Source organism: Burkholderia sp. Tr-20390, assembly GCF_017104595.1.
Lineage (GTDB): Bacteria > Pseudomonadota > Gammaproteobacteria > Burkholderiales > Burkholderiaceae > Burkholderia.
Window position 1 is genome coordinate 22,890 of sequence record NZ_JAAGPC010000068.1, and the last position, 20,044, is coordinate 42,933.

Consider the following 20,044-nt stretch of genomic DNA (forward strand, 5'->3'; position numbering starts at 1 on the left):
TGAGCCTCCCGTATCCGTTACTGTTGGATACCCAAGAGCTTGTTCTTGAACTCACGATGCCGCTGCTCTTCAGCAAGCTGCATCTCGCTTTCCTGCAACTGCTTCGCGAGGTTCAACCGCGTCTGCTCGTTCTGCACCATCGTGTATTCGGCCGACCAACGGTTTTGAAGATCGGCCTTCGCCGCCGGATCCTGCGTCAGATCGGATTGCGCCATCAGTGCCTTGATGTTGTCGAGCCGCTTGATCGTCGCGTCATAGGCCTGCATCGCCATCGCCTTGTTGGCTGCAAGCACGTCGTTGTATCGCTGCTGCCCCGGCGTGAATGCGCCCGTCAGTCCTTCGTCCTGCAGGATCTGGTTCGCTGCGCCCGTGATGCCGCCCATCTGGCCAGCTTTAACGAGGTCGTAGATCGACTGCCACTGATCGGGCAGGTAGTTGCGAAGCGCCGGATTGTTCAGGATCTGACCGAGGCCGCGGTTCCCCACCACAGCGTCATACTGGCTTTTGAGCTGGTCATACTGCTGTTTCATGCTCTGCACCATCATGATCGCCTGCTGAATGCTCGCGATATCGATGACCGGAATGCCGCCGGCGTGCGCCGTCGAAACAAAGAAGGTGGTCGCCGCCGCACAGATCGCCTTGCGCATGATCTTCATGATTCTTTTCTCCGTATTCAGGGCCGCTGGCTCAACGAGCAGTAGCCGAGGTTTTTGCCTGCTCGAGCGCAAGAAGCTGCTTGAGCGTCGTATCGATCTGGATCAGGGTGACCAGCGTTTGTCGACTCACATCAGTTGTAGCCGACACCTGATTGCCGACGACATTCGTTCCCACCGTCGCGTGCTGCCCGACACTTTGTTGATACGCTTTCACCTGCGCGATTGCCTCCTGCACCCTCGACGCTCCGTCGATGTCAACGCCCGGAATGCCGACCGCGTACACACTCGTTGCTGCACACAGCAGTGCTGCGGCCGTCACGCTCACGAATCGGTGTTTCATTTACGTACTCCTTCGAATGGCCTGTTACGCGGCCAGAAGCCGCTGTGACTGACGACGTTGCTCGCGCTCGATCGCCCTCTTCCTCATCGCTTCCTCGAGCTTCGGGAGCCACACCGACTCGTCGGCTCCGTACTCGAGGCGCAGCTTCGTGCGAACCTTCCGCTCGAATACGCGGTCTTGCAGGATCGGCAACCAGATATCCGGGTCTTCGCTCGTTTCACGAATGATTTCGTGCATCAACGCGCTGTTTTCAGGCGTGCCGGACAGCACGACGATTTCATCGTCGAACCCATACAGATCCATCGTTGCGAAGGCTGATTGGTTGCTCTGCTTGACAAGGAACGTGCGCGACGATTTCGATAGCTTCACGAATTCGTCGTGTTCCTTCTTGGTCATGTTGACCTGCTGATAGATCTCGAAGCTGCTTTCCGGGTCAGGCAGGAAGATCTTGGTTGCGGTCAGGCTTCGGATCTGCGGGAAGATGTGACTCTTCATCGCCTGTTCGGGCTGCTGCGATACCAGCACGACGAACTCACCTTCCTTACGCCCGGACGCCAGCGCCTTCTCCATCATTTCCCATGTCATCCGGAACTTGAGCGCGGCCCAAAACTCTTCGATGATCGTGCACATAAGCCCACCGCCCGCTTGCATGAGCGACTTCAGGTGCAACAGATACGCGAACAACGGTTCCGATGGCTCGTAGCCTTCGACGAGGAATTGCGTCACGTCGAAGCACACGCGGCGCAGCTTCGTGACATCGATCATCGATCGCGCCGGGTTGTCGAAAACCCACGCGAGCGGGCCGTCACCAGCGTGACACCAGCGCGCCAATCGGAGATAGAGACTGTTACCGTCCAGCTCCGGAATCGACTCGAGCAAGCGGCTAAACGTGCGCAGTCGCGGGTCGTCGAGATCCATGACCGTGTCGACCGCGCTTTTGATGTCCTTCTTGTCTTGAGGCGAAAGCGAGCCGTCGTCGTTGCGCGCGCAGGTGTTGACCAGGTCGTAGAGGAACTGGCGATTCGTCGGCGTGTCGTCGAGGTCTGCAAGAGGGGCGCACCCGGTCGGCTCGCCACGCTTCAGCGCGAGATACGTTCCGCCCACGGCGCGGAACCAGATCTCCATACCGCGCCCGAAGTCGAGGCCGAACAGCATCGGATCGAACCGCTGAAAGAACGAAGCGACCCCGAGCTGAATGGTCGTCTTACCGACCCCTGTTGACCCGAGGATCAACGTGTGTCCGGCGACCTTTTCACCGATGTTCGTTTCGTCGTCGCGCGTTGCGTGGTAGTTGAAGCAGTAGAGTTTCTTCGACTTCGTTTGAAGCGGAATGACGGCGGAACCATCCCCGATCGCGTTCCCGCGCGACTTGCCGGCCGAATAATCGTGAAGCGTGAACGTCGAGGCGAGATTGCGCGAGGTTTTCGGCATCGGACGCGGCTTCGTCTTCGCCCCCGGAATCTGGCTGAAGAACGTGAAAGGTGCCGACAGGGTCGCCTTTACCCAACCGACGCCGCACTCGCCCTTCGATCGGACCTTGACCAGTTCACCGTTCTCCTTCGCCTGCTTCGCAGTGTCGCCATACACAATCAACGCGCCGTGATAGTCGCCAAACGCCAGCTCGCCGGAACTGACATAGCCGCGTGCGTCTTCAATCTCCTGGATCTGATGCTTGGCACGATCGCCGGAGGATGCGAGCTTGTTGACCTGACTGCTGAGAGCCTTGTCAGCTTCGTGCGCATTCAAACAGCCAAACGACTGCGTAATGGTGAACTCAGCGGGCAGCGTGAGCAGCGGGTTAAGCTGGCCCCAACCGCTTTCCGGAAAGTCCTTGAGGTCGAAGCAGCTCGCATACTTCTCGCCCATTTCGCTGCGGATAACCAGCAGGTCGTAGCCGAAGTGCAGCCACGAATCCGGAATGGCCTCATAGGCGGGCGCTGCAGTGACCGGTACCGCCGTCTCCTCACCATTGACGAGGCCGGCGAGGAACTTATAGGTATTTGAGAATTGAATGCCGTTTCTTTCGTATACCTCAAGATATTCCGGATCGTAATCGCGGAGCGATTTGAACGCCTCGTCCCCGATCTGTTCGACGGCTCGGATCCCGTCGTCGAAATCGCTGTACTTCAGGACAAGCGACAGCCAGAAAGAATTTTCGTAATAGTTGCCCTCGCGGAACCGCCCGAGATACTTGTCCGCGAATTGCTGAAGAAACGCCGAATCGAAGGAATACTCCTGTCCGAACTCGACCTTGCGGCGGCTGAACGTAGTCCACAATGAGAGCTTGTTCCCATGGTCACGCCCGAGGCCTGCAAAGGTCGCGCTCAGGTTGTCGTAGAGATTCTTGAGCAGCTCGTCGTTGGCAGACTCGAACGGGATGCCGGTCAACCGCAGGTTGACCATTGCTCGCCCATCTTCGAAGTTGGTCACGCGCGGCGTCACCGGGCGGCCGATTCTCGGCAACCAAGATTCGGTCGGCGGAATCGACCCGAAGTCGCTGCTGGTACGTGGTTTCATAATCGTTTATGTCCTCAGTGGGATTGCACGGTCTTTTCGCGCTTGAACGGCCGCCGGTATACCGCGAGCGTTCGGCCGTATCGAATCGGCGCGAGCGTCAGGGTCTTGCCGAACTTCAGCCAGTTGCGGCGCGCAAGCACGCACCTGATCTCGAGGGCGATGATGCGAAGCGCCTGATCGTCCGTCTTGCAGATCTCACGGAAGAACAACACCACCGGGATTCCCAAGGCTCCGAACGACAAGCCGCCGGGGCCGAAGAACAGCGCGCCCACGAATGCCGCAACGACTGAGCCGACCGCGACGAGCAGCAAGGGCATCATCGGAACGCCCTTCCAGTTCGCCACGCGGCCTAGGCCGGCATACGCTGAGTACTTCTCTTTCGTTTGGCCGGCCATGATTTCAGTTCACGAAGACGTTCCAGAGCCACGGCGCGAGCACGGACGTAGCACCCGCCACCGCCACCCACCCAACGGCCTTGCCGAAGTCAACCCACGTCGTACGGTCGCCCCACGCTTCAACAGCCTTGTAGACGAGATAGATCGACGCGCCGATGCCGCACAGACCGTAGAACCAGATCTTGAAATTGGTGACAGCGCTCGTACCGGAGTCGAGGCCACCAGCCATCGCGGGCGTTGCGATTACTGCCGCCGCCGCAGCAATAAGCAGTACTAAAGACATATTGGAAACTTTGCGTGTGGTCTTCACGTGCTTTACTCCTATGAAATGCCAGCTATGCCGGCGGGTTAACTACTTGATGAAATCCCCGAAAGCGTCCCACGGTTGCGCCTTCGGTTCCGACTCGGCTGCAGCCGCGGCTTCGCTTTTTCCCTCCCCGGTAGCCGACGACGCAGCTCGAGAGCGAACTACGGCCTTCTTCGCAGCAACGCCATCGAGCACGACCGGGATTGCAGGCACCACGCTCGGAGCCTGCGCCGCCTGGCCCGCGTTGGCGGCAACACGCTGCACGTAGCTGGTTCCCTTGAAATCCGCCTTGAACCCGCGCGTGAAGTTGCCGCTGTAGTAGCAGCTCAACGCAGCACCAACCGCAGCGCTTTTTCCAACCGCCGGAACGGCCCTCGAGTAGCAGTCGTGCAAGATCCCGCTGCCGGCCTTCAGGTTCGCGCACATGTCGAATACCGTTTCGTAGGTCAACCCGTACCGGTTGAGATTCGCCTTGTTGACCTGCCCGAGACCCATGCTGAAATTCAAACCTTGCGCATCGAGAGCACGTGCCGTTGCCACCGCTTCATCAAGTGTCTTGGGCTGGCGCTTCAGATGCCCGCCGACAACGCCGATCGCGAACGGATTGAAGCCCGATTCAGTGCGTACCAACGCCTGCAGCGTCGTCGGATGAACATTCGGCGCGCACTGCTGCGCCAGTACCGCGAAATCCATCATGCCGTTACCTTCTTGCCGAGCCCCGGCTTCGTGAAGCCGCGCAGCATGCCCCGCTTCGCAGGCGGCTTAAAATTCGGTTGGCCGTTCGCGTCCGGATACGAGGCGTCGCAGCTCGGGTCGCTACGGAAGTTTGAGCAGCCCCAAAACGGGCCTTTTTCTGCCGTGCGTTGACGCAGCAACCCTGTTTTGCACTTCGGGCATGGAACGGTCGGGGCAACCGGCAGGTTCATCGACGCAGTGCGCAGCATTTGCACGATCTTCGTGACAAAGACGGAGGTTCGATCCATGAACTCTTCGAGCGTTGTTTCGCCGCTTGCGACGGCATCAAGCGACAGCTTGAACAGCCCCGCCATCACTGGATCCTTCACGACACCCGGCAACGCATCGATCAGGCCTCGAGCGGCCTTCGACGATTCGAACTTCGTCTTGCTCGTCTTGAACTGCTGCAGGAAACTTCGATCGCGCATGCCTGCAACGATGACGGCCCGCGTGGCAGGTGTGCCGATGCCGGCGATCGCCCCATCGTCACCCTTAGGCTTCAGGCGCTCCTTGGCGGCCGGGTCGTCGACGTGCTTGTAGAGGTTCACCATCGCTTGCAGCAGCGATGCTTCGTCGAACCGTTCCGGCGCACTCGTTTTCCGCTCGAGTGCTTCGCAGGCACGACACGTAGCGGCATCGCCAGCCTGCATGAGAGGCAATACCTGCTTGTCTCCGTCGGACTGCGTATCTCCGCCCTCGTCGTCGTCCGATTTGTAGATCGCGCGCCATCCCGCAGAAACCGGCGTCTTACCGCTCGTACGGAATACCTCCCCATCGATCGACAGTTCGATTTTTGTTTCCGAGTCGACCGCGTGCGGATAGAACATCGCGATGTAGCTACGCACGATGAGCTGGTAGACGTTACGCTCGATCTCCGTCAACGCCGAGAGGTCAGCAACGCCCTCGGTCGGAACCAGACCATAGTGCGGGTTGCCTTCCATCTTTTTGTCATTGAAGGCCTTCGACTTGATCGACGTATCCGCGCGTTCGATAAGCGGAACAAGGTCCGGGACGTTCTTCGCGATCGCCGCGAGAATTACAGGCGCATCCTGATGCTGCACTTCCGACAGGTAGCGATTTTCGGTTCGCGGATAGCTCGTTACCTTGTACTTCTCATACAGCGCTTGCGCAGCTTCCAGAACCTCCGCCCCCGTGTATCCGAACTGGCGAACACCGGCGACGGTCAACTCGTTGAGCGCGAGCGGCAGCGGCGGCGCAGTTTTTCGAGGCTCGCGTTCGTATTCGGTAATCGCACCGACCTTACCGGTCAAACGTGCGACAAGGCCTTTTGCAACATCGCTATCGACCAAACGGCCAGCATCATCGAGGCCACCCTGATCGTCGGCCGGTTTCCAGTTCGCTTGAAACGAACCGTTTTCGTGATCGATATTGGCGACGAGCGCATAGAAGGGGATTGCCTTGAAATTCTCGATCGCCCGGTCGCGATCGACGACCAATTTCAACGCTGGCGTTTGAACACTACCGACCGTGAGCGGGCCGCCGTCGTAGCCAAGCTCTTGCGCGCGAATCGTCGCTGCTCGCGTGAGGTTCAACCCGAACAACCAGTCGTAGCGGGAACGTGCTTTGGCCCATTTATTCCACGCACGGAATTGCGGCTCGCTGTTGTCGCGCATGTTCGCCAGCGCTTCGCGCACCTTCTTTTCGTGCACGTCGTTGATCAACAGGCGACGAACGGGTTTCGTGTTGCCAAGGTATTCGAGCAATTCGTCGACCAGTAACTGACCTTCCGCGTCCGGATCACCAAGGTGAACTACTTCGTCGACTTCCTTCAACAGCGATTCAATCGCATCGATGTTCGCCTGAAGCTTCTCCTTCGGATGCAGGATCCAGCCGTCCGACGCCGGAATGATCGGCAGGTCACTGGCACGCCAAACCTTGTTACCGTTCGCACTCACCGGTAGGTCGTCAGGAAGGTATTCATCCGGCATCGCCTGTTCAAGCGCGTGGCCAGCCAACGGAACGAGAAAATCGTCACCGACCTGCGTTACACGCCCTTTCTTGACCGGATCGCCCGGAAGTACAGCAACGACGGCCGCCACGACAGAAGGCTTTTCACCAATGATGAGTCGCTTCATTTGCGGCTATCCTCCGCCCTACCCTGCCGGGCCTTGAGTTTTTTGTGTAAGGCGAGCAATTGCAACGCGAGATCCCCGCCCGGTTGTTCCGTCGTACCGCGCACCAGGTCGCTGATGGTCGACTGTCCACAGCCGCATTCTTTCGCCAACTCAACCTGAGTCCAGCCGCCGGCCGCTCGGTTGGTCAGCTCCTCAACAATCGTTTGCCAGTTCATAGTAAATATCGGAATTCCGATTGACCGAACAATATCGGAATTCCGATTGGTATGTCAATCGGAATTCCGATTGCCGGCTGCTCTATCGTACAAGCATGGAAAATTCAAAACAGGGGCGCACCCCGTTCGGCGAGCGCCTACTACGTGCGAGGCGCAAGAGAGGGCTATCTCAAAAACAGGTTGAGATGCACGTGGGGATTGCTCAAAGCAATCTGGCCGAGCTGGAGTTAAAGGGAACGAGTTCAGGCTTTACGGTGCAGCTCGCCTTACTTTATGGCGTCAATCCCGTATGGCTGGCACTTGGCAAGGGGCCGATCACCGGCCACAAACTGGTGCCCGATTGGCTCGAATCGTTAACTGACGACGAGCTGGAAGCGGTAAGAAAGTACGCTGCCTTACTGATCGCGGCGCGACCAACCAAAAGCTGATCCGCCGGAAACTGGTGAGGATCCCGCGCCTGCTCTAGGGCGCCAGAATCATGCGGCGGCACTTAACAAACCAAGTAGGACCGCCGTACTCCATCTATTTCATGACTGCCGCGCGCGTTGAGACAAGCGCGAGTCTATTTCTTCATACAACCCATACGCGTCACGCACTGCACTTGCTGCAAGACGCTTTGCATGTGCGAGCGTCCGAGGATCGCCAGATCCGTCTTCAAACGCAGCAAGAAGAGTGCGTGCGCCGTCGACCATCGAGGCCCAATCCATGATTCGATGCATAACGTCGAGGGCATACGACTCGCTCAACGAAGGCGGGTAATCATCGCGCCGGGCCGGCACGTCGTCGATTGGCTTAACCAGCTCGACACCAGAGCACACGATAAATTCCGGCTCTGCACTCTGCTCGGCCATGATGAACCGATTGCGGAACAAGAAAGGGCGCGGACCGGTGCGCGTCTCGATTACTCGCTCAACGTCTTGCGGTCGACCTTGCTCGAAGAAGCGCGCGATGTTTGACCGCGAGCTTTGACCCTCGTCAGCCGACATGAACAGCTCTTGCGCGTTCTCGCCAATTACGTTTTCTTCCTTGTAGCCGGTGTGCTCTTCGGCCATTCGATTGAAGCGGCGAATTGTCCCGTCACGATCGAGGACCACAAGAATCGAGTTCACTTCCGATACGACCTGCTCGGCAAACGCGATCGCCTGCATCGAATTCTTCGCTACCGCTTGCGAGTCGCGCAACACCGCTGCGACTCCCGCCCACTCTACGGCGTTGATCTTCTTGCCAACCAGGTGCAGCTCAACCTTTTTCCCGAAGATCTGCACGTCAAGGATCAGCACGGCAGTAACGCCCGTGAGCCTGCGAATCTCTTCAGCCTGTCGGGCAGACACCCTTACCGGAAGATTCGGCTCGATCGTGCCACCTTCCTTGGACAATACGAGCTCGTCGCTGCCGCCGGAGAACTTCCAGATCGGACTGGTCGTCCCGAGATAATCGTCAAGCTCCTGAAAAGCTGCTCTCTTACCGTTCATGCACCTTCCACCATCAGTCAATCAACATCGCCACAACCGCGCGCCCGTACAGCCGTCAGACGACCTTACGACGCGGAAACTTGATGACATTGCTCGAGCCCAGCTCTTCAAACGCCTCGAGCATTGCGTCGGTCGGGACGAAATTGGGATCCGCCGACACGACGCCTCGCCACTTCCGATCAGCAACTTTCTTCCCGACCAGATACACCGGAACATGCTCGCCAGAAAAGCTGACGGAACAATGCACTTTGTCGACATCGTCACCGAGCGACTTAATCCGGCCAAGTTGATGTGTGTCTAGTTCCGACGAAAGCTCGACCGCATGCGAAGTGGTGCCGAGGCGGATAACGTTGCTGTCGTCGGTGACTGTCCAGTACGGGTTAGCAGCGCCAAAACGAAGATTCAAGTACGCATTCACTTCCACGAAATTCATTGCTCACTGTCCAAGCTGGTTCATGTAAATCCGTCGAACGCGCACCCTAGAGCGCACGCAAAACGTTTGCCAGCGCAGTTAGAGCAGCACGTCACAGAGACGTTCCGAACCTAAACTATACAGGGCAATCGGTTATCCGATTGCTTACGGAGAGTAAACAATCGTCAAATTAAGAACAATCTTATGATGAATGGTGTGGTAGCGCACCATCGAAGGCGGGTGCGCATGGTAGGTGCGAAGCTCGGATTCTGACAAATCCGTGGTCAGCCTGACATCATCGCAAGGCGTCAGAATAGACGCCCCTGCGGATCCTTGTTAAAGCGGAATTTAAAGCCCGTGATTTTGCGGCCGGCCAGCTTGATCGCCTCCCATTCGATAGTCAGGCTGTTTTTCTCCTGCAGCTCCTTGACGGCCGGTTCGATAACTCGGCGGCGTAGCTGGCCGGCGTCCTTTACGCAGCTTTCCGGTGCCCCCATCGCCTCACAAAACTCGTCGTAGTTGATCATCACCACGCCCTTATCGCGATACTGCGCCATCATTTCCAGCAGCCGCCAGCTATACATCGAACGCAGATCGGCCGCGTGGCGCAGCTTGTATCGCGTGAATTCCTTTTCGATGCCGAGCAAGTAAGGGGCAATCGACGGGGAGAACTTCAGCTCGATCCAGCCAGGCGTGAGCGTATCGACCTCTTCGTAGATCCACCGCACCTTCCGGCGCACCTTCACTTTCTTGCCCCGCTCGAGCTTTTCGTCGTCCCACTCGACCTCACACTCCCACAGGTCGGCCGCGGCCTTCTTTAGATCGACGTAGGCGTGCTTCGGATCGATCTGAGGGTAGGCTTCCATGAACTCCTGAGCCGTGACACGCACCGTCCAGCCGGGGGCCGCACCGATGGCCGGATCAATCGCCGTAGCCCGATGGAGGAAGATCTTGGGCTTAGGGTTGCACTTTGCAATTGCGAGCGCCAGCAGCCGCTTTTCGGAGAGCTTCATCCGTTGGATCCGGCGCACCAGCTCGTTACGCACCGTCACGCTCCGCTCGTACGACTCGGGGCGCTCAATCTCGGCAAGTTCGTTTTCGCTCATTCTGACGTTTTTGTGGTTATCCTGACACGAAACAATCTATGTCAGAGTTTGGAGAGGGTCAACAAGGCTGCCTAAATTTTCATCAGGCACCACGAAAATGTCAGGCAAACCACGTTTCTGCCCGACGAGGCCACGGAAAAGCCTGACTAACCACTCAAATGTCAGGCAAACCACGGATTTGTCAGAATCGCATGCCTCAAAGCCTTATCCAGTAAGGGTTGGAGCGATCCGACAAACAGGTATACAAATTGGTTTACAAGCAGGTACAAATATCTTTTACAAAGCCGCGCCAGCAACGCCTGTTGATAACAGCCCCGCCCCGTTTTGTTGCCGCTCCAAACGGCATCGGAACACCCGCGCCCGACCGTGGACGGCTGCGCTATACACACCGCAAGGGTGTGCATAGCCCCGGCCTAATGGCCGGGGTACCGCACCCGCCCACCGTCTCCCCGCGACGTGCGCCCTACGGGCCTGACGCGCCCCGGAGGGGCTTGTCTCATTGAGAGATACGGATGAATCCAGAAAACCAGTCGCTAGCATTACGGCCTGGATTCAGCCACTAGATAGCTATCAGATATCTAGTAGATATCCCCGTCAGGGGTAGTAGTCCTCGATTCCCATTTCGCGCAGCCTACGAATCGCTGCGATTCCGCGCTCGAGCACTTCACCAAACGGAGCGGCCAAAAATTTTGCTTCCGCTTCCAAGTCGACAACACCCTGTGCCGTCAGCTTCACCCCCTTCTGGATGTTTCGTCCGGTCCTACGGCGGTTGTCACTAGACTGGCCGGTGCCGCCGCTCGGTTGAGCAACGGCCTGCTCTGCCCTACTACCATCGGTTGCTACCGGTGATCCCGCCGGCTGACGGCTCGGAAAGCCCGTTTCTTGTGCGATTCTGTCGACTACTTCGGGTGCAGGGCGACTTGTCGCCGCTGCAGAGCGAGGGGTAAAACCGCTCAGATCGAGGGGATTCTTACGCTCTGCCATTTCACGCTACCTCCTGCGAAGGGCTCATCCCTTCGCGCAGCTTCGTCACGACTTCATTTGCGAACTCTTCGGCGTTCGCGATTGCCTTGTCGAGATTCGAAACGTCGTTAGGGTCGAGATTGGCAAGGGGCAAGGCGAAAGAGAACATCGCCTTGAATGCCTCGCGCTCATTCAGCTCAGTGTCGAAAAGTGCAATGCCTGCCTCTTTGAACGTGCTGCTGATGTGCTTCATCGTTCGTGTCCGGATGATCGGGCTGGTCCGCGTCAGCAAAACACCGTAGGGCACTTTTCGGCGCGACATCTTCTCTTGTTGTTCAACGACCTTGAGCGCGCGCGAAGCCTGAGCCGCATCAAGTTGCGAGCCTTGCATGGGAATAACGATCAGATCCGCTTGACTCACCGCCAGGATGACGATCTTCGCCGCTGTTCCTTCAAGGTCGACGATGACGAACGGTGCCTGCGCGGCCGCTGCCTCGATCTTGTCAATGATGTTCTCTTCGTCAGCATCCGAAATGATGGTCATTCGGTCAGGTTTTGCGCCCCCTGCCGCCCACATTGCAATGGGCTTATTGGGATCGGCGTCGATCACCGCAACGTCAGTGCTTCGCGCGATCTGATCCGCAAGAACCAGCGCGGACGTGGTTTTACCGACTCCGCCCTTTGGGCTAACGACAACGATAACCGGCATCTGGAATCTCCTGTTTTTGGACAGTATGGGTAGCTGATAGCTCCCTGATAGCTATCCGACACCTATCAGCTACCCGGTAGCTATCGGATAGCCGTAGGATAGCAGATAGCTACCGGATATCAAACAAGTATCCGATAGCTATCGGATATCTATTGGATATCCATCAGATATCCTTGTTTTTCAGAGGTAAGGTATCGGGTAGCTATCGGGTAGCTATCGGATAACCGACAAGCGCAAAAGCAGTCCTATTTATACTTGACGTAACCTTTTATGTAACCTAGAATTCTATTCATGCAGTCACGGCAAGGCTGTAAAAAGCGAGGCCCCGACCGGCGGCAACCGGGCGAGGCCTCTAACCAACCGCTAACTGAGTGGAGTTGAGCAGTGGCTATCCAGCATTTTACCTGCGCGCAGACTGCGGCCTTGATTCGTAAGGCTTTGAAGGAAGCTTTTCCGGGTGTGAAGTTTGGCGTGCGCAGTCACACGTACAGCGGCGGGGCGTCGATTAGCGTGAGCTGGACGGACGGCCCGAATGTCGCTCAAGTCGACGATGTTGCTACGCGCTTCAAGGGAGCGTACTTCGATGGATCCATTGACTACCAAGGCAGCATCTATCACATGATGGGCGGCCAGCAGGTTCGGTTCGGCGCGGACTACGTCAACACGCGCCGCGACCATTCGCCGGAAGCGATCGAGCGGGCGATCGACACGGTTTTCCGCCGTCTGCGCGGCAATTTCCGCGATGCTGGCATCGATCGGCCGACTGTCGATGATTTCACCCACGGCCGGCTCTGGAACGTTCAGTTGATGTCCGGCGGCCGTGACAGTGTGCAGGCCGAAATCAACAACGTGCTGTGTAAGCATTCCGACCGCCTCAAGGTCGTTAAAAGCCCGACCGCCGGGAGCGTGTTCGTAACGCATGACGACGGCTATAGCCGCACCAATGGCGCCGGCATGTCGGCCGTAGCGGTGCACTGAAGGGGGGATGCAATGCCAGTGTTCAGCGTCGGCCAGGTCAAGCAGGCAGTGAAATACTGGCGTGCGCGTGAGGCGGTCGCAGAGCGGGGCCAGCTCGGCCCCCGCGCTTCCGCGCTCGTCGACCTCTGCGACCGTATGGCCGTGAGGCGCATTCGAAAGATCAAATCCAGCGGGTTGACGCAGCAACAAGCGGAAGCGCTGGAAATCGCGTTGTATCAGCAGGAATTGCCCCTGTAGGGGCTCCCCGCGCTCGAGCCGGCGGCAACCGGAAGAGAGCGCTTAACGTAGCAACTGAGTGGAGATTGCAATGATGATTCTTAGCGAGGAAAAGAACGATGTGCATCATGACGACGTTCGGCAGCCGATCAAGATCCCGCGTCGCGACTGGATGCGACTTCCGGAGAACCAGCGCGACGTGCAGAACGAACAGCTCTACGTGCTTTCCAGCGTGAGTCGTCGGCCGGCGTTCGTGCGTGCCGTTCTCATCTAAATTCAACTGCACGGCCCGCCTTGGCGGGCCATCCATGAGGGCGGCGGCAATGAGCGCGACCAAACGAATCAACCAACTCGAAATTGAAGTGGGCAACATAGTGCACGCTTACGGCGCGCGCTTCGAAATCACCGAGGTTCGCACCTACCCTGAACACGACGCGCGCTTGCTGGCGATGGGCCGCGAGAAGGTTGTTGCGGCTACCGGCAAGTGGATCGATGGCCGTATCGAAACGGGCTACTTTGGCCCGGACAAGGATTTCAATTTTCAGGGCAACGCCGGAGCGTTCCTGATGATCGAATGCTAGACATAACGCCCGCTACGGCGGGCAACCATGAAGTTGAGGGGGAAAAGTGGCAAAGCGACTGACTGAAGGCGAATTCGAACGGCTATTGCCGCACCTGCACAGGGTCAAAGACCGGACGCGGCAAGTGTTGCGGGAGGTGTTGGTGAGTGGCCGGACGCAAAACGCGGTCGCACTCGAGGTTGGTATCACGCGAAAGGCCGTCAATCAGATGGTGAGCGCCGCATGGGAAAAGCACCTGGAGCACGGCGCGATACCGGACGGATGGGTGACGGGCACTGTCACGTTGCCCGCCGACCTGATGGAAATTGTCAGGGATATGGAGCAGAAGGCGCGCGCGCGCCTGGCAGCTCAACAGTCCGAATAACCCGACTGAAAGTAAGCTATCGGATAGCTATCGGATATCTACTGGATATCCTACAAAATCGAGCGTTGCCGCTCTATGACTCGGAGGATTCGCGCCAGATGATCCCGAGGCCTGCAGCGTCGCATAACAACGCCCATGCCGAATATGGTATCGACGTTTCCCCGCTGATCCACTTCCGGACAGTGCGGCCATCGCTCTTTGCGGATAGGCCTAGAAAGGCTTCTGCAGCTCGGCCGCTGAAGCCTGCGCATCTGACTACCTCTTGAACTTCCGGGCCGGTCGGTTCCGCCCAATGTCGAGCCGGTTGCAGGCATTCAGGCCGAATTTCGAGCCGATTTTCGTTGCTCATGGTCATTTTCCGTTCAATGCTATCTAGCCCCCACGGCTGACGCCGCGGGGGATTCACGCAGCCTGCGGCTGCTTGACGACCCCACCATCGGGCCGCAAAGGCCCAACCGGATCGACCCGTCGCTTTCGCGACGGGTCGGCGCTCTCCCCACGCTTCGCGCGGGTCCCCGTGCGCCTCGATCCGGGCGCGACGGCGCGCGCGACCCAATTGCGGCCCATTACAGCCCCTGGCTTGCAGAAAGTGGGGCTATCACGGCGTCGCGGGATCGCCGGCGCAAATGGCAAAACCCGGCCTTGCGACCGGGTTCCCTCAATTATCCGTTAATCGATGGCCCTGAAAATCTCGGCCTGCTCGGGGTGTTGCAGCGCGAAGGCTCGCAGTGCGTGATAGCGAGCGATGTAGCGATCATCGCCGTAGATCTCAGCCATGTGACAGAGCGCGTACAGGGTGACAACGATCCCGAATGCTTCAGCGCCCATCTTGCCTTCGTAGAAGTTCAAAGGGTAGACGACTTGGATCGGGCCTTTCATTTCCGGTGCGGCGTAGAAGCCACCGTTGGACAGATTGAAGAAGTGCCAGTAACCACCGTTGTATTCCGACGAAAGGCGCGACGCCCAATCGTATAGGAAACTTTCGCCTTGAATGTAGCGGGTGCCGAAATGAAGCGGCAGAAACTTAAGGCGCAATTCCTCGACAACCAGCTCGGACAGGATCTTGATTTCGTTTGCTTCCACGGTTTTTCTCCGGTTTTGGGCCTCGACAGAATGTCTGGCCACATGAATATAATAGGCCTTTTAGGCCGTTTGATCAAGAGAAATGTGATTTATTTTGTTGAGTAAATTAGGTAAATTTAATATAATTTCCATGTGGCCCGCTGCTCGGTGTGGCCGATAACCGGAGAAAGCCCGTGAATAAAAGAGAATTGCGCGCGCGTGAGTTGTCGTCAGATTTCCCCGCCGATCAGGGTGCGTTGCTGAAAATCGCTCGCGACGCCGTGCAAGCGATGCACGTGGCCGTAGTTGCTGGCGATGAAGCGGCGGCGGAATCGGCCGCAGATCGCTATGACGCGGTCGTTTGGAGGCTCAACGGCGACACCTTTTTTGGGTGCCGAGTGGGTGCGGCAGAGGTCATTGAGCAGCATTGCCGCGCCGAAGCGGGAAACATTCCGATGTGGGGGCAGGCGGGGGAATTTTTAATCGATGTTTTGGGCGTGCGCTCGATTGTTGAGGTCGATGACGGATTTGGACGATTTAGGATTTTTTTCAAATTCCATGCTGTTGATGTGCATAAACAATTTATTAGCGAAACGGGATTCCGTTCGCATTTTGAAACTTTTAAATCAGGGCGGGCGATCGATGAGGTTGCAAAAGCGATCTTTGCGGCCTTTCTCACGAAGGGGCGCACGATGATCGACCCTGACCGTCGCGAAGACCTCGAAAGCAAGAATGCGTCGAAATGGCCGTGGATCGCTGCACTGTCGCCGGCGGCGCAAGGTGATGTGGCGCACGTGGAGACTACCGGGCAGTTTGCGTTCGGGTTCTGATTGTTGCGTTGCCGCAAATGTAATGGAGGCCCGCAAAACGTCGATTTGACGCGGGTTTCCGGCCGATTCGATAGCAGCTGCAGGGATGCACACTGAGCTGCATTTTTGTGCGGTGCAATTGTATTGCACAATACAACAAGGGAAACATGAAGCCGACCGCCGAGACATACGCCGAGCTGCAATTGGGCTATGACACGTTCAACAAGCGACTTTTCGACAACAAGCTACCGGAATGCCTCATCACGTTGCAGCGGGAAAAGCGGGCCTACGGCTACTTTTCAGCAGAGCGTTTTGCTAATCGAAACGGCGATAAGGTCGACGAAATCGCGATGAATCCGACTTACTTCGCCGTCGTGCCGTTGATAGAAATTATGCAAACGCTCGCGCATGAAATGGCGCACCTTTGGCAGCATCATCACGGCAATCCGGGCCGGGGCCGTTACCACAACAACGAGTGGGCCGACAAAATGGAAGCCATCGGGTTGATGCCTTCCAACACCGGTCGACCAGGCGGTAAGCGGACGGGCGATCAGATGGCCGACTATCCGATCGAAGGCGGACTATTTCTTGAGGTGTGCGGCGATCTGCTGACCCGAGATTTCAAGATTTCGTGGTACGACCGGTTCGCTTCAGCCAGCCACGTGCAAGTTGGACAGAACAGTTTCGGGCTGACGCTCGATTTGCCGGAAGGTGCGGCGAGCGTGGCGGCGCTCGAAGGCGTTGAAATGGCAGCGGTAATCAGTCCTTCCGCGAGCGGGGCCAGTAACAAAAGCAACCGCTCGAAATACACGTGCGCCTGCGATATCAACGTGTGGGGCAAGCCCGGATTAAATCTTGTCTGCGGTGATTGTGCCGAGCAATTCAGCGAACAAGTGTAGTTCCGGCGCGGCCTTTCGTAGAGCCGCGCGCTGCACACCTCTTTCTCTGCCTGCTGAGGTTATTTCCCGATGTCGGATCGCGCGCGCCGTCGCGCCCGGATCGAGGCGCACGGGGACCCGCGCGAAGCGTGGGGAGAGCGCCGGCCCGCCGCATTCGCGGCGGGCGATTCGGTCAGGCGGATCCCTTTCCGCGCTCACGTAGCTGGGCGCTCAATGAGCTTGCGCTAGTTGTCGTGTACTGGCGCGCGTGCATTTCCCGAATTTCGTGTTTCGACAGATCGGGGCGCTCGGCCGCTAACTGTTCTATGGTTTTGCTGCCTTTGGAGGCTGCATGCAGGCGCGTCGGCGGCTCCGATCGGGTGTCGGGGGTGCGAAGGGTGCTGCTTGCTTCGCGGCCCGTCTGGGGGCGCTCGTTGCGTGCTCGCAGGCGGCGAAGTGCTTGTTTGAAGCCCGACATCGTGAACGTGAACCCGCCATCGTGCAGGGTGCGAAGGATGTGTTCGTGTCGCACACCTGCAGCGATCGCGGCCTCAACGTCTTCAAGCACGTCGCGCAAACGCGCTGTCTGTGATCGTCGGTCGGGGCTTCGCGCCAGCGCGCGGAGTTGGGATGAAAGATCGCTATCTGACATGGCGTTTTTCCGTGTTTCTGTAGTCAAAGTGTATCCCGATTGGAGCAGTACGGGAATATTTCAGACGATCTCGGACTGGAGGCTGTCTCTCATGGCGCTAACCTGTATTTTTAGTGAGCAGGTCAGGCACGACGCATATGTTTACGGATCGCTACGCGCTCCGTAAAATATGCCGTGCCAAAGGGGCGGGCCCCTTTGAAACCCCCGCGGCTGCGCCGCGTGGAAACCCGCCGGTCGGCTGCGGTGTGGGTGAGTGGGTGCGACGCACCTGGTCAGATTTGCAGGGAGGGCGGATGGCCAAAAAGAAGGGCGACGAAGAACTCGGCAAGACGATTGCGTGTCGGCTCACACCGTCGCAAACGCAGCTCTACATGGCGAAGGTGAAGGCGTCGGGCCTCACTTCGTCGGAGTTTTTGCGGGAGGCGGTCATCGGGAACCGCACGACGATCGTAGCGAAGCCGAAGGCCTCAGTAGATCGAAAGCGCGTGCTGTTCGTGTTCAATAAGACAAGTAACAACCTCAACCAGCTCGCGCATCGTGCGAATGCAGACCACGCGAGCGGGAAGCTGTCTGAGGCGTCGTATCTGAAGCTGCTCGATCAGCTGCAGATGATCGCGCGCTACCTGAAGGCGACATTGCCCCATGTTGATTAGAGTCAGCGGCTACCACGATGGCGTTAAGGAGTATTTGGAAAACGGTCAGAAGCAAGACCGCGAGTTTTCGCGCGACGAAATGGACGAGCGCGTGATTCTCGCCGGCGACCTCGAGATCACGAACGAGATCATTCAATCGATTGAATCCGAAGGTGAGCGTTATCACACGGTCACGCTGTCATTTAAAGAGGATGAGATCGACAGGGCGACGCTCGCGGCGATCGTGAAGGACTTCGAGGCGTTCGCATTGACCGCGTATCGCCCCGACGAATACAGCTTCTACGCAGAAGCGCATTTACCGAAGATCAAAAGCTATCTGAACCGAAAAACTGGTGAGCCGGTAGAGCGCAAGCCGCACATTCACATCGTGATTCCAAACGTGAATCTGCTTAGTGGTCGTTTGTTGAGGCCATTCGATAAGGTCAGCAATAATGCGGCATTTATCGACGCGTTTCAGGAGCACATCAACCACAAGTACGGCTTGGCCAGCCCGAAGGACAATCGGCGTACCGAGTTTACGAGCGCGTCTGAAATGATCAGCCGGTATAAGGGCGATGCGTTCGAGGGTGCGAATAGTGAACTGAAGGGGAAGATTCTCGAGGCCGTGCTTTCGCGCGACATCACCAGTCAGGAAGATTTCCGAGTGCTTCTGCAGGAGTTTGGCGAGGTTCGCACGCGAAACGCCGGAAAAGAAACCGAATACGAGAACGTGAAGCCGGCGGACGCGGCTAAAGGCGTCAACCTCAAAGAGTACGTGTTCACGCGTGACTTCATCGAGTTATCAGCGGCCGACAAGCGGGCCGTCATCGAACGGCACATCGAACCGAAGTACGAGACAGCGGGTCAACCGCGCCCGACTCCCGATGCGCTGCAGGCTACGTTGCGCGAATGGCATGACGTGCGCGCGCTGGAACTTAAGTATCTCAACTCTGGAAATCAGCGGTTTTACCAGGCCTATCGCGAGTCGTCATTGGCCGACCGCTTGCAGATCCTTGCTGCCCGTGAGCAGCGCTTTTATGAACGTTACCAAGACGGAGTGAACCATGACCGACAAGCAGGCAGGCCGAGCGGACTTTCTGGATATGCTGGACGATCATTTGGCCTCAAGCGCGGCCGAGACGCCGAACGAGCCGGCGAACCAGCTCGAGGGCGGCGATCAGCTCGAGAGCGAGCAGGCGGGGAGCGCGGCTCGCCCGAGCGCGGCACCCGCGCCCACGCCCACGCCCACGCCGTCTCAGGGCTTGGGCGCGATCGTCAGTATGACGCTGTCGAACATCGCGCCGGACAGGCGCCCGAATCCTTCGACCGTATGCGAAGTGTGTCCGGCGTCGGTTTGGATGGCAACGCCGGCCGAGGTGAAATGCTACTGCCGGCTGATGCACCTCGTTACGTGGAGGACCAAGGAGCAGGAAACGGAGATGACGCACTGCGACGGCCTGGCGCTGGCCGAGGAACAGCAGGCGGCGGCGGAGTAGGTCAGCACGGCGATGGATCCAGCGTCAGCGAGCGGGCGGGGCGGCTTTACGACTTGTGGCACGAAGCGGATCCGGCCGAGCGACAGCAAATGTTGGCGGCCAGCGCCGAGAGATTCGCGGTGAAGGAGTACGGCTTTAAGGGCGGCCGGCCGCCGGCGATACAGTTTCGCGCGCTACAGGAGTCGATGGCCGGGATCAAGCAATTGTCCGATGTCGACGGGCTGCGATTCACGGACACTCGCGTGATGCACGACGACGCGTTTCAGGAGATCCGCCGAGCGCTCGAGGCATGGCGTCCAACTGAATCGACCGGCGTTCAGCTCGATGTCAGCGAGCGGGCGGGGCGGCTTTACGACTTGTGGCACGAAGCGGATCCGGCCGAGCGGCAGAAAATGTTGGCGGCCAGCGCCGGCCGATTCGCCACGACGGCGTATGACCTGAAGGACGGCCGAT

General features: G+C 58.1%; 26 protein-coding genes. 10 read left to right on the forward strand and 16 right to left on the reverse strand.

Features of this window, described 5'->3' with window-relative positions; all coding sequences use genetic code 11:
- Positions 1–17: 17 nt before the first annotated feature.
- From virB5 to G3N98_RS19920, 8 genes are read right to left on the reverse strand one after another with little or no spacing between them, the layout of a single operon-like run.
- Entirely contained in the window at positions 18–656 is a 639-nt protein-coding gene (virB5, locus tag G3N98_RS19885; protein ID WP_206148987.1) for a P-type DNA transfer protein VirB5, read from the reverse strand.
- A 31-nt stretch (positions 657–687) separates the two neighbouring features.
- Positions 688–996 carry a hypothetical protein gene (locus G3N98_RS19890; RefSeq protein ID WP_206148988.1) on the reverse strand — a complete coding sequence of 103 codons (309 nt, stop codon included), beginning with the start codon at positions 994–996 and terminating at the stop codon, positions 688–690.
- Positions 997–1,020: 24 nt separating this feature from the next.
- Complete coding sequence (locus G3N98_RS19895) at positions 1,021–3,513, reverse strand: transporter (protein ID WP_241025989.1); 2,493 nt, start codon at positions 3,511–3,513, stop codon at positions 1,021–1,023.
- A 14-nt stretch (positions 3,514–3,527) separates the two neighbouring features.
- Positions 3,528–3,908 carry a VirB3 family type IV secretion system protein gene (locus tag G3N98_RS19900; protein ID WP_206148989.1) on the reverse strand — a complete coding sequence of 127 codons (381 nt, stop codon included), beginning with the start codon at positions 3,906–3,908 and terminating at the stop codon, positions 3,528–3,530.
- 4 nt (positions 3,909–3,912) lie between these two features.
- Positions 3,913–4,218: a hypothetical protein gene (locus tag G3N98_RS19905; protein WP_346779095.1), complete on the reverse strand. Its 306-nt coding sequence runs from the start codon at positions 4,216–4,218 to the stop codon at positions 3,913–3,915.
- A gap of 42 nt (positions 4,219–4,260) precedes the next feature.
- Positions 4,261–4,911 (reverse strand): lytic transglycosylase domain-containing protein, encoded by a 651-nt coding sequence (locus G3N98_RS19910; protein ID WP_206148990.1) that lies wholly within the window; start codon positions 4,909–4,911, stop codon positions 4,261–4,263.
- The gene (locus G3N98_RS19915; protein WP_206148991.1) at positions 4,908–7,046 is read right to left on the reverse strand and encodes a DNA topoisomerase; all 2,139 of its coding nucleotides are present in this window, start codon (positions 7,044–7,046) and stop codon (positions 4,908–4,910) included. Before G3N98_RS19915 ends, G3N98_RS19910 begins: the two co-directional genes overlap by 4 nt.
- Entirely contained in the window at positions 7,043–7,261 is a 219-nt protein-coding gene (locus G3N98_RS19920; RefSeq protein WP_206148992.1) for a helix-turn-helix transcriptional regulator, read from the reverse strand. The genes G3N98_RS19915 and G3N98_RS19920 overlap by 4 nt, the downstream gene beginning before the upstream one ends.
- Positions 7,262–7,281: 20 nt before the next feature.
- Here G3N98_RS19920 and G3N98_RS19925 point away from each other — a divergent pair, with 20 nt between their 5' ends.
- Positions 7,282–7,689 (forward strand): helix-turn-helix transcriptional regulator, encoded by a 408-nt coding sequence (locus G3N98_RS19925; RefSeq protein ID WP_241025990.1) that lies wholly within the window; start codon positions 7,282–7,284, stop codon positions 7,687–7,689.
- A 99-nt stretch (positions 7,690–7,788) separates the two neighbouring features.
- Here G3N98_RS19925 and G3N98_RS19930 read toward each other — a convergent pair whose 3' ends face one another.
- The 5 genes from G3N98_RS19930 to G3N98_RS19950 all read right to left on the reverse strand — a co-directional run bounded on the left by G3N98_RS19930 (position 7,789) and on the right by G3N98_RS19950 (position 11,923).
- Complete coding sequence (locus G3N98_RS19930) at positions 7,789–8,733, reverse strand: PAS domain S-box protein (protein WP_206148993.1); 945 nt, start codon at positions 8,731–8,733, stop codon at positions 7,789–7,791.
- Between the two features lie 55 nt (positions 8,734–8,788).
- Positions 8,789–9,166 carry a hypothetical protein gene (locus tag G3N98_RS19935; protein WP_206148994.1) on the reverse strand — a complete coding sequence of 126 codons (378 nt, stop codon included), beginning with the start codon at positions 9,164–9,166 and terminating at the stop codon, positions 8,789–8,791.
- Positions 9,167–9,453: 287 nt separating this feature from the next.
- Positions 9,454–10,251: a replication initiation protein gene (locus G3N98_RS19940; RefSeq protein WP_206148995.1), complete on the reverse strand. Its 798-nt coding sequence runs from the start codon at positions 10,249–10,251 to the stop codon at positions 9,454–9,456.
- Positions 10,252–10,845: 594 nt separating this feature from the next.
- A complete protein-coding gene (locus G3N98_RS19945; RefSeq protein WP_206148996.1) occupies positions 10,846–10,986 on the reverse strand; it encodes a hypothetical protein in 141 nt (46 codons plus the stop codon).
- A gap of 250 nt (positions 10,987–11,236) precedes the next feature.
- Positions 11,237–11,923, reverse strand: a complete 687-nt coding sequence (locus G3N98_RS19950; protein ID WP_206148997.1) for a ParA family protein — start codon at positions 11,921–11,923, stop codon at positions 11,237–11,239.
- Between the two features lie 384 nt (positions 11,924–12,307).
- Here G3N98_RS19950 and G3N98_RS19955 point away from each other — a divergent pair, with 384 nt between their 5' ends.
- The 5 genes from G3N98_RS19955 (at position 12,308) to G3N98_RS19975 (ending at position 14,062) form a co-directional block, all read left to right on the forward strand.
- Complete coding sequence (locus G3N98_RS19955; RefSeq protein ID WP_346779096.1) at positions 12,308–12,901, forward strand: LPD29 domain-containing protein; 594 nt, start codon at positions 12,308–12,310, stop codon at positions 12,899–12,901.
- A gap of 12 nt (positions 12,902–12,913) precedes the next feature.
- Complete coding sequence (locus G3N98_RS19960) at positions 12,914–13,138, forward strand: DUF3717 domain-containing protein (protein WP_241025991.1); 225 nt, start codon at positions 12,914–12,916, stop codon at positions 13,136–13,138.
- Positions 13,139–13,208: 70 nt separating this feature from the next.
- Positions 13,209–13,391 carry a hypothetical protein gene (locus G3N98_RS19965; protein WP_206148998.1) on the forward strand — a complete coding sequence of 61 codons (183 nt, stop codon included), beginning with the start codon at positions 13,209–13,211 and terminating at the stop codon, positions 13,389–13,391.
- Between the two features lie 49 nt (positions 13,392–13,440).
- Complete coding sequence (locus G3N98_RS19970) at positions 13,441–13,698, forward strand: hypothetical protein (RefSeq protein WP_241025992.1); 258 nt, start codon at positions 13,441–13,443, stop codon at positions 13,696–13,698.
- 46 nt (positions 13,699–13,744) lie between these two features.
- A complete protein-coding gene (locus G3N98_RS19975) occupies positions 13,745–14,062 on the forward strand; it encodes a TrfB-related DNA-binding protein (RefSeq protein ID WP_346779097.1) in 318 nt (105 codons plus the stop codon).
- A 73-nt stretch (positions 14,063–14,135) separates the two neighbouring features.
- Here G3N98_RS19975 and G3N98_RS19980 read toward each other — a convergent pair whose 3' ends face one another.
- Together G3N98_RS19980 and G3N98_RS19985 are read right to left on the reverse strand one after the other, a co-directional pair.
- Positions 14,136–14,411 carry an XRE family transcriptional regulator gene (locus G3N98_RS19980; protein ID WP_206148999.1) on the reverse strand — a complete coding sequence of 92 codons (276 nt, stop codon included), beginning with the start codon at positions 14,409–14,411 and terminating at the stop codon, positions 14,136–14,138.
- Positions 14,412–14,731: 320 nt separating this feature from the next.
- A complete protein-coding gene (locus tag G3N98_RS19985; protein WP_206149000.1) occupies positions 14,732–15,145 on the reverse strand; it encodes an antirestriction protein in 414 nt (137 codons plus the stop codon).
- Between the two features lie 173 nt (positions 15,146–15,318).
- Between G3N98_RS19985 and G3N98_RS39860 the strand changes: the two genes are divergently transcribed.
- On the forward strand, positions 15,319–15,954 hold the full coding sequence (locus G3N98_RS39860; RefSeq protein ID WP_241025993.1) for a hypothetical protein: 636 nt from the start codon (positions 15,319–15,321) through the stop codon (positions 15,952–15,954).
- A 146-nt stretch (positions 15,955–16,100) separates the two neighbouring features.
- Positions 16,101–16,832 carry a SprT-like domain-containing protein gene (locus tag G3N98_RS19995; RefSeq protein ID WP_206149001.1) on the forward strand — a complete coding sequence of 244 codons (732 nt, stop codon included), beginning with the start codon at positions 16,101–16,103 and terminating at the stop codon, positions 16,830–16,832.
- Positions 16,833–17,004: 172 nt separating this feature from the next.
- Here the strand turns inward: G3N98_RS19995 and G3N98_RS20000 are convergent, their stop codons facing one another.
- Positions 17,005–17,463 (reverse strand): hypothetical protein, encoded by a 459-nt coding sequence (locus G3N98_RS20000; protein ID WP_206149002.1) that lies wholly within the window; start codon positions 17,461–17,463, stop codon positions 17,005–17,007.
- A gap of 137 nt (positions 17,464–17,600) precedes the next feature.
- Here G3N98_RS20000 and mobC point away from each other — a divergent pair, with 137 nt between their 5' ends.
- Entirely contained in the window at positions 17,601–18,116 is a 516-nt protein-coding gene (gene mobC, locus G3N98_RS20005; protein WP_241025994.1) for a plasmid mobilization relaxosome protein MobC, read from the forward strand.
- On the forward strand, positions 18,106–20,044 hold a 1,939-nt coding region (locus tag G3N98_RS20010), incomplete at its 3' end, for a relaxase/mobilization nuclease domain-containing protein (RefSeq protein WP_206149003.1). The genes mobC and G3N98_RS20010, both read left to right, overlap by 11 nt.

Excerpts from the sequence above, each read along its gene's own strand:
- virB5 (WP_206148987.1), bottom strand. The coding sequence starts at position 656 with ATGAAGATCATGCGCAAGGCGATCTGTGCGGCGGCGACCACCTTCTTT.
- G3N98_RS19890 (WP_206148988.1), bottom strand. The coding sequence starts at position 996 with ATGAAACACCGATTCGTGAGCGTGACGGCCGCAGCACTGCTGTGTGCA.
- G3N98_RS19895 (WP_241025989.1), bottom strand. The coding sequence starts at position 3,513 with ATGAAACCACGTACCAGCAGCGACTTCGGGTCGATTCCGCCGACCGAA.
- G3N98_RS19900 (WP_206148989.1), bottom strand. The coding sequence starts at position 3,908 with ATGGCCGGCCAAACGAAAGAGAAGTACTCAGCGTATGCCGGCCTAGGC.
- G3N98_RS19910 (WP_206148990.1), bottom strand. The coding sequence starts at position 4,911 with ATGATGGATTTCGCGGTACTGGCGCAGCAGTGCGCGCCGAATGTTCAT.
- G3N98_RS19915 (WP_206148991.1), bottom strand. The coding sequence starts at position 7,046 with ATGAAGCGACTCATCATTGGTGAAAAGCCTTCTGTCGTGGCGGCCGTC.
- G3N98_RS19920 (WP_206148992.1), bottom strand. The coding sequence starts at position 7,261 with ATGAACTGGCAAACGATTGTTGAGGAGCTGACCAACCGAGCGGCCGGC.
- G3N98_RS19930 (WP_206148993.1), bottom strand. The coding sequence starts at position 8,733 with ATGAACGGTAAGAGAGCAGCTTTTCAGGAGCTTGACGATTATCTCGGG.
- G3N98_RS19935 (WP_206148994.1), bottom strand. The coding sequence starts at position 9,166 with ATGAATTTCGTGGAAGTGAATGCGTACTTGAATCTTCGTTTTGGCGCT.
- G3N98_RS19940 (WP_206148995.1), bottom strand. The coding sequence starts at position 10,251 with ATGAGCGAAAACGAACTTGCCGAGATTGAGCGCCCCGAGTCGTACGAG.
- G3N98_RS19950 (WP_206148997.1), bottom strand. The coding sequence starts at position 11,923 with ATGCCGGTTATCGTTGTCGTTAGCCCAAAGGGCGGAGTCGGTAAAACC.
- G3N98_RS19960 (WP_241025991.1), top strand. The coding sequence starts at position 12,914 with ATGCCAGTGTTCAGCGTCGGCCAGGTCAAGCAGGCAGTGAAATACTGG.
- G3N98_RS19965 (WP_206148998.1), top strand. The coding sequence starts at position 13,209 with ATGATGATTCTTAGCGAGGAAAAGAACGATGTGCATCATGACGACGTT.
- G3N98_RS19970 (WP_241025992.1), top strand. The coding sequence starts at position 13,441 with ATGAGCGCGACCAAACGAATCAACCAACTCGAAATTGAAGTGGGCAAC.
- G3N98_RS19980 (WP_206148999.1), bottom strand. The coding sequence starts at position 14,411 with ATGAGCAACGAAAATCGGCTCGAAATTCGGCCTGAATGCCTGCAACCG.
- G3N98_RS19995 (WP_206149001.1), top strand. The coding sequence starts at position 16,101 with ATGAAGCCGACCGCCGAGACATACGCCGAGCTGCAATTGGGCTATGAC.
- G3N98_RS20000 (WP_206149002.1), bottom strand. The coding sequence starts at position 17,463 with ATGTCAGATAGCGATCTTTCATCCCAACTCCGCGCGCTGGCGCGAAGC.
- mobC (WP_241025994.1), top strand. The coding sequence starts at position 17,601 with ATGTTTACGGATCGCTACGCGCTCCGTAAAATATGCCGTGCCAAAGGG.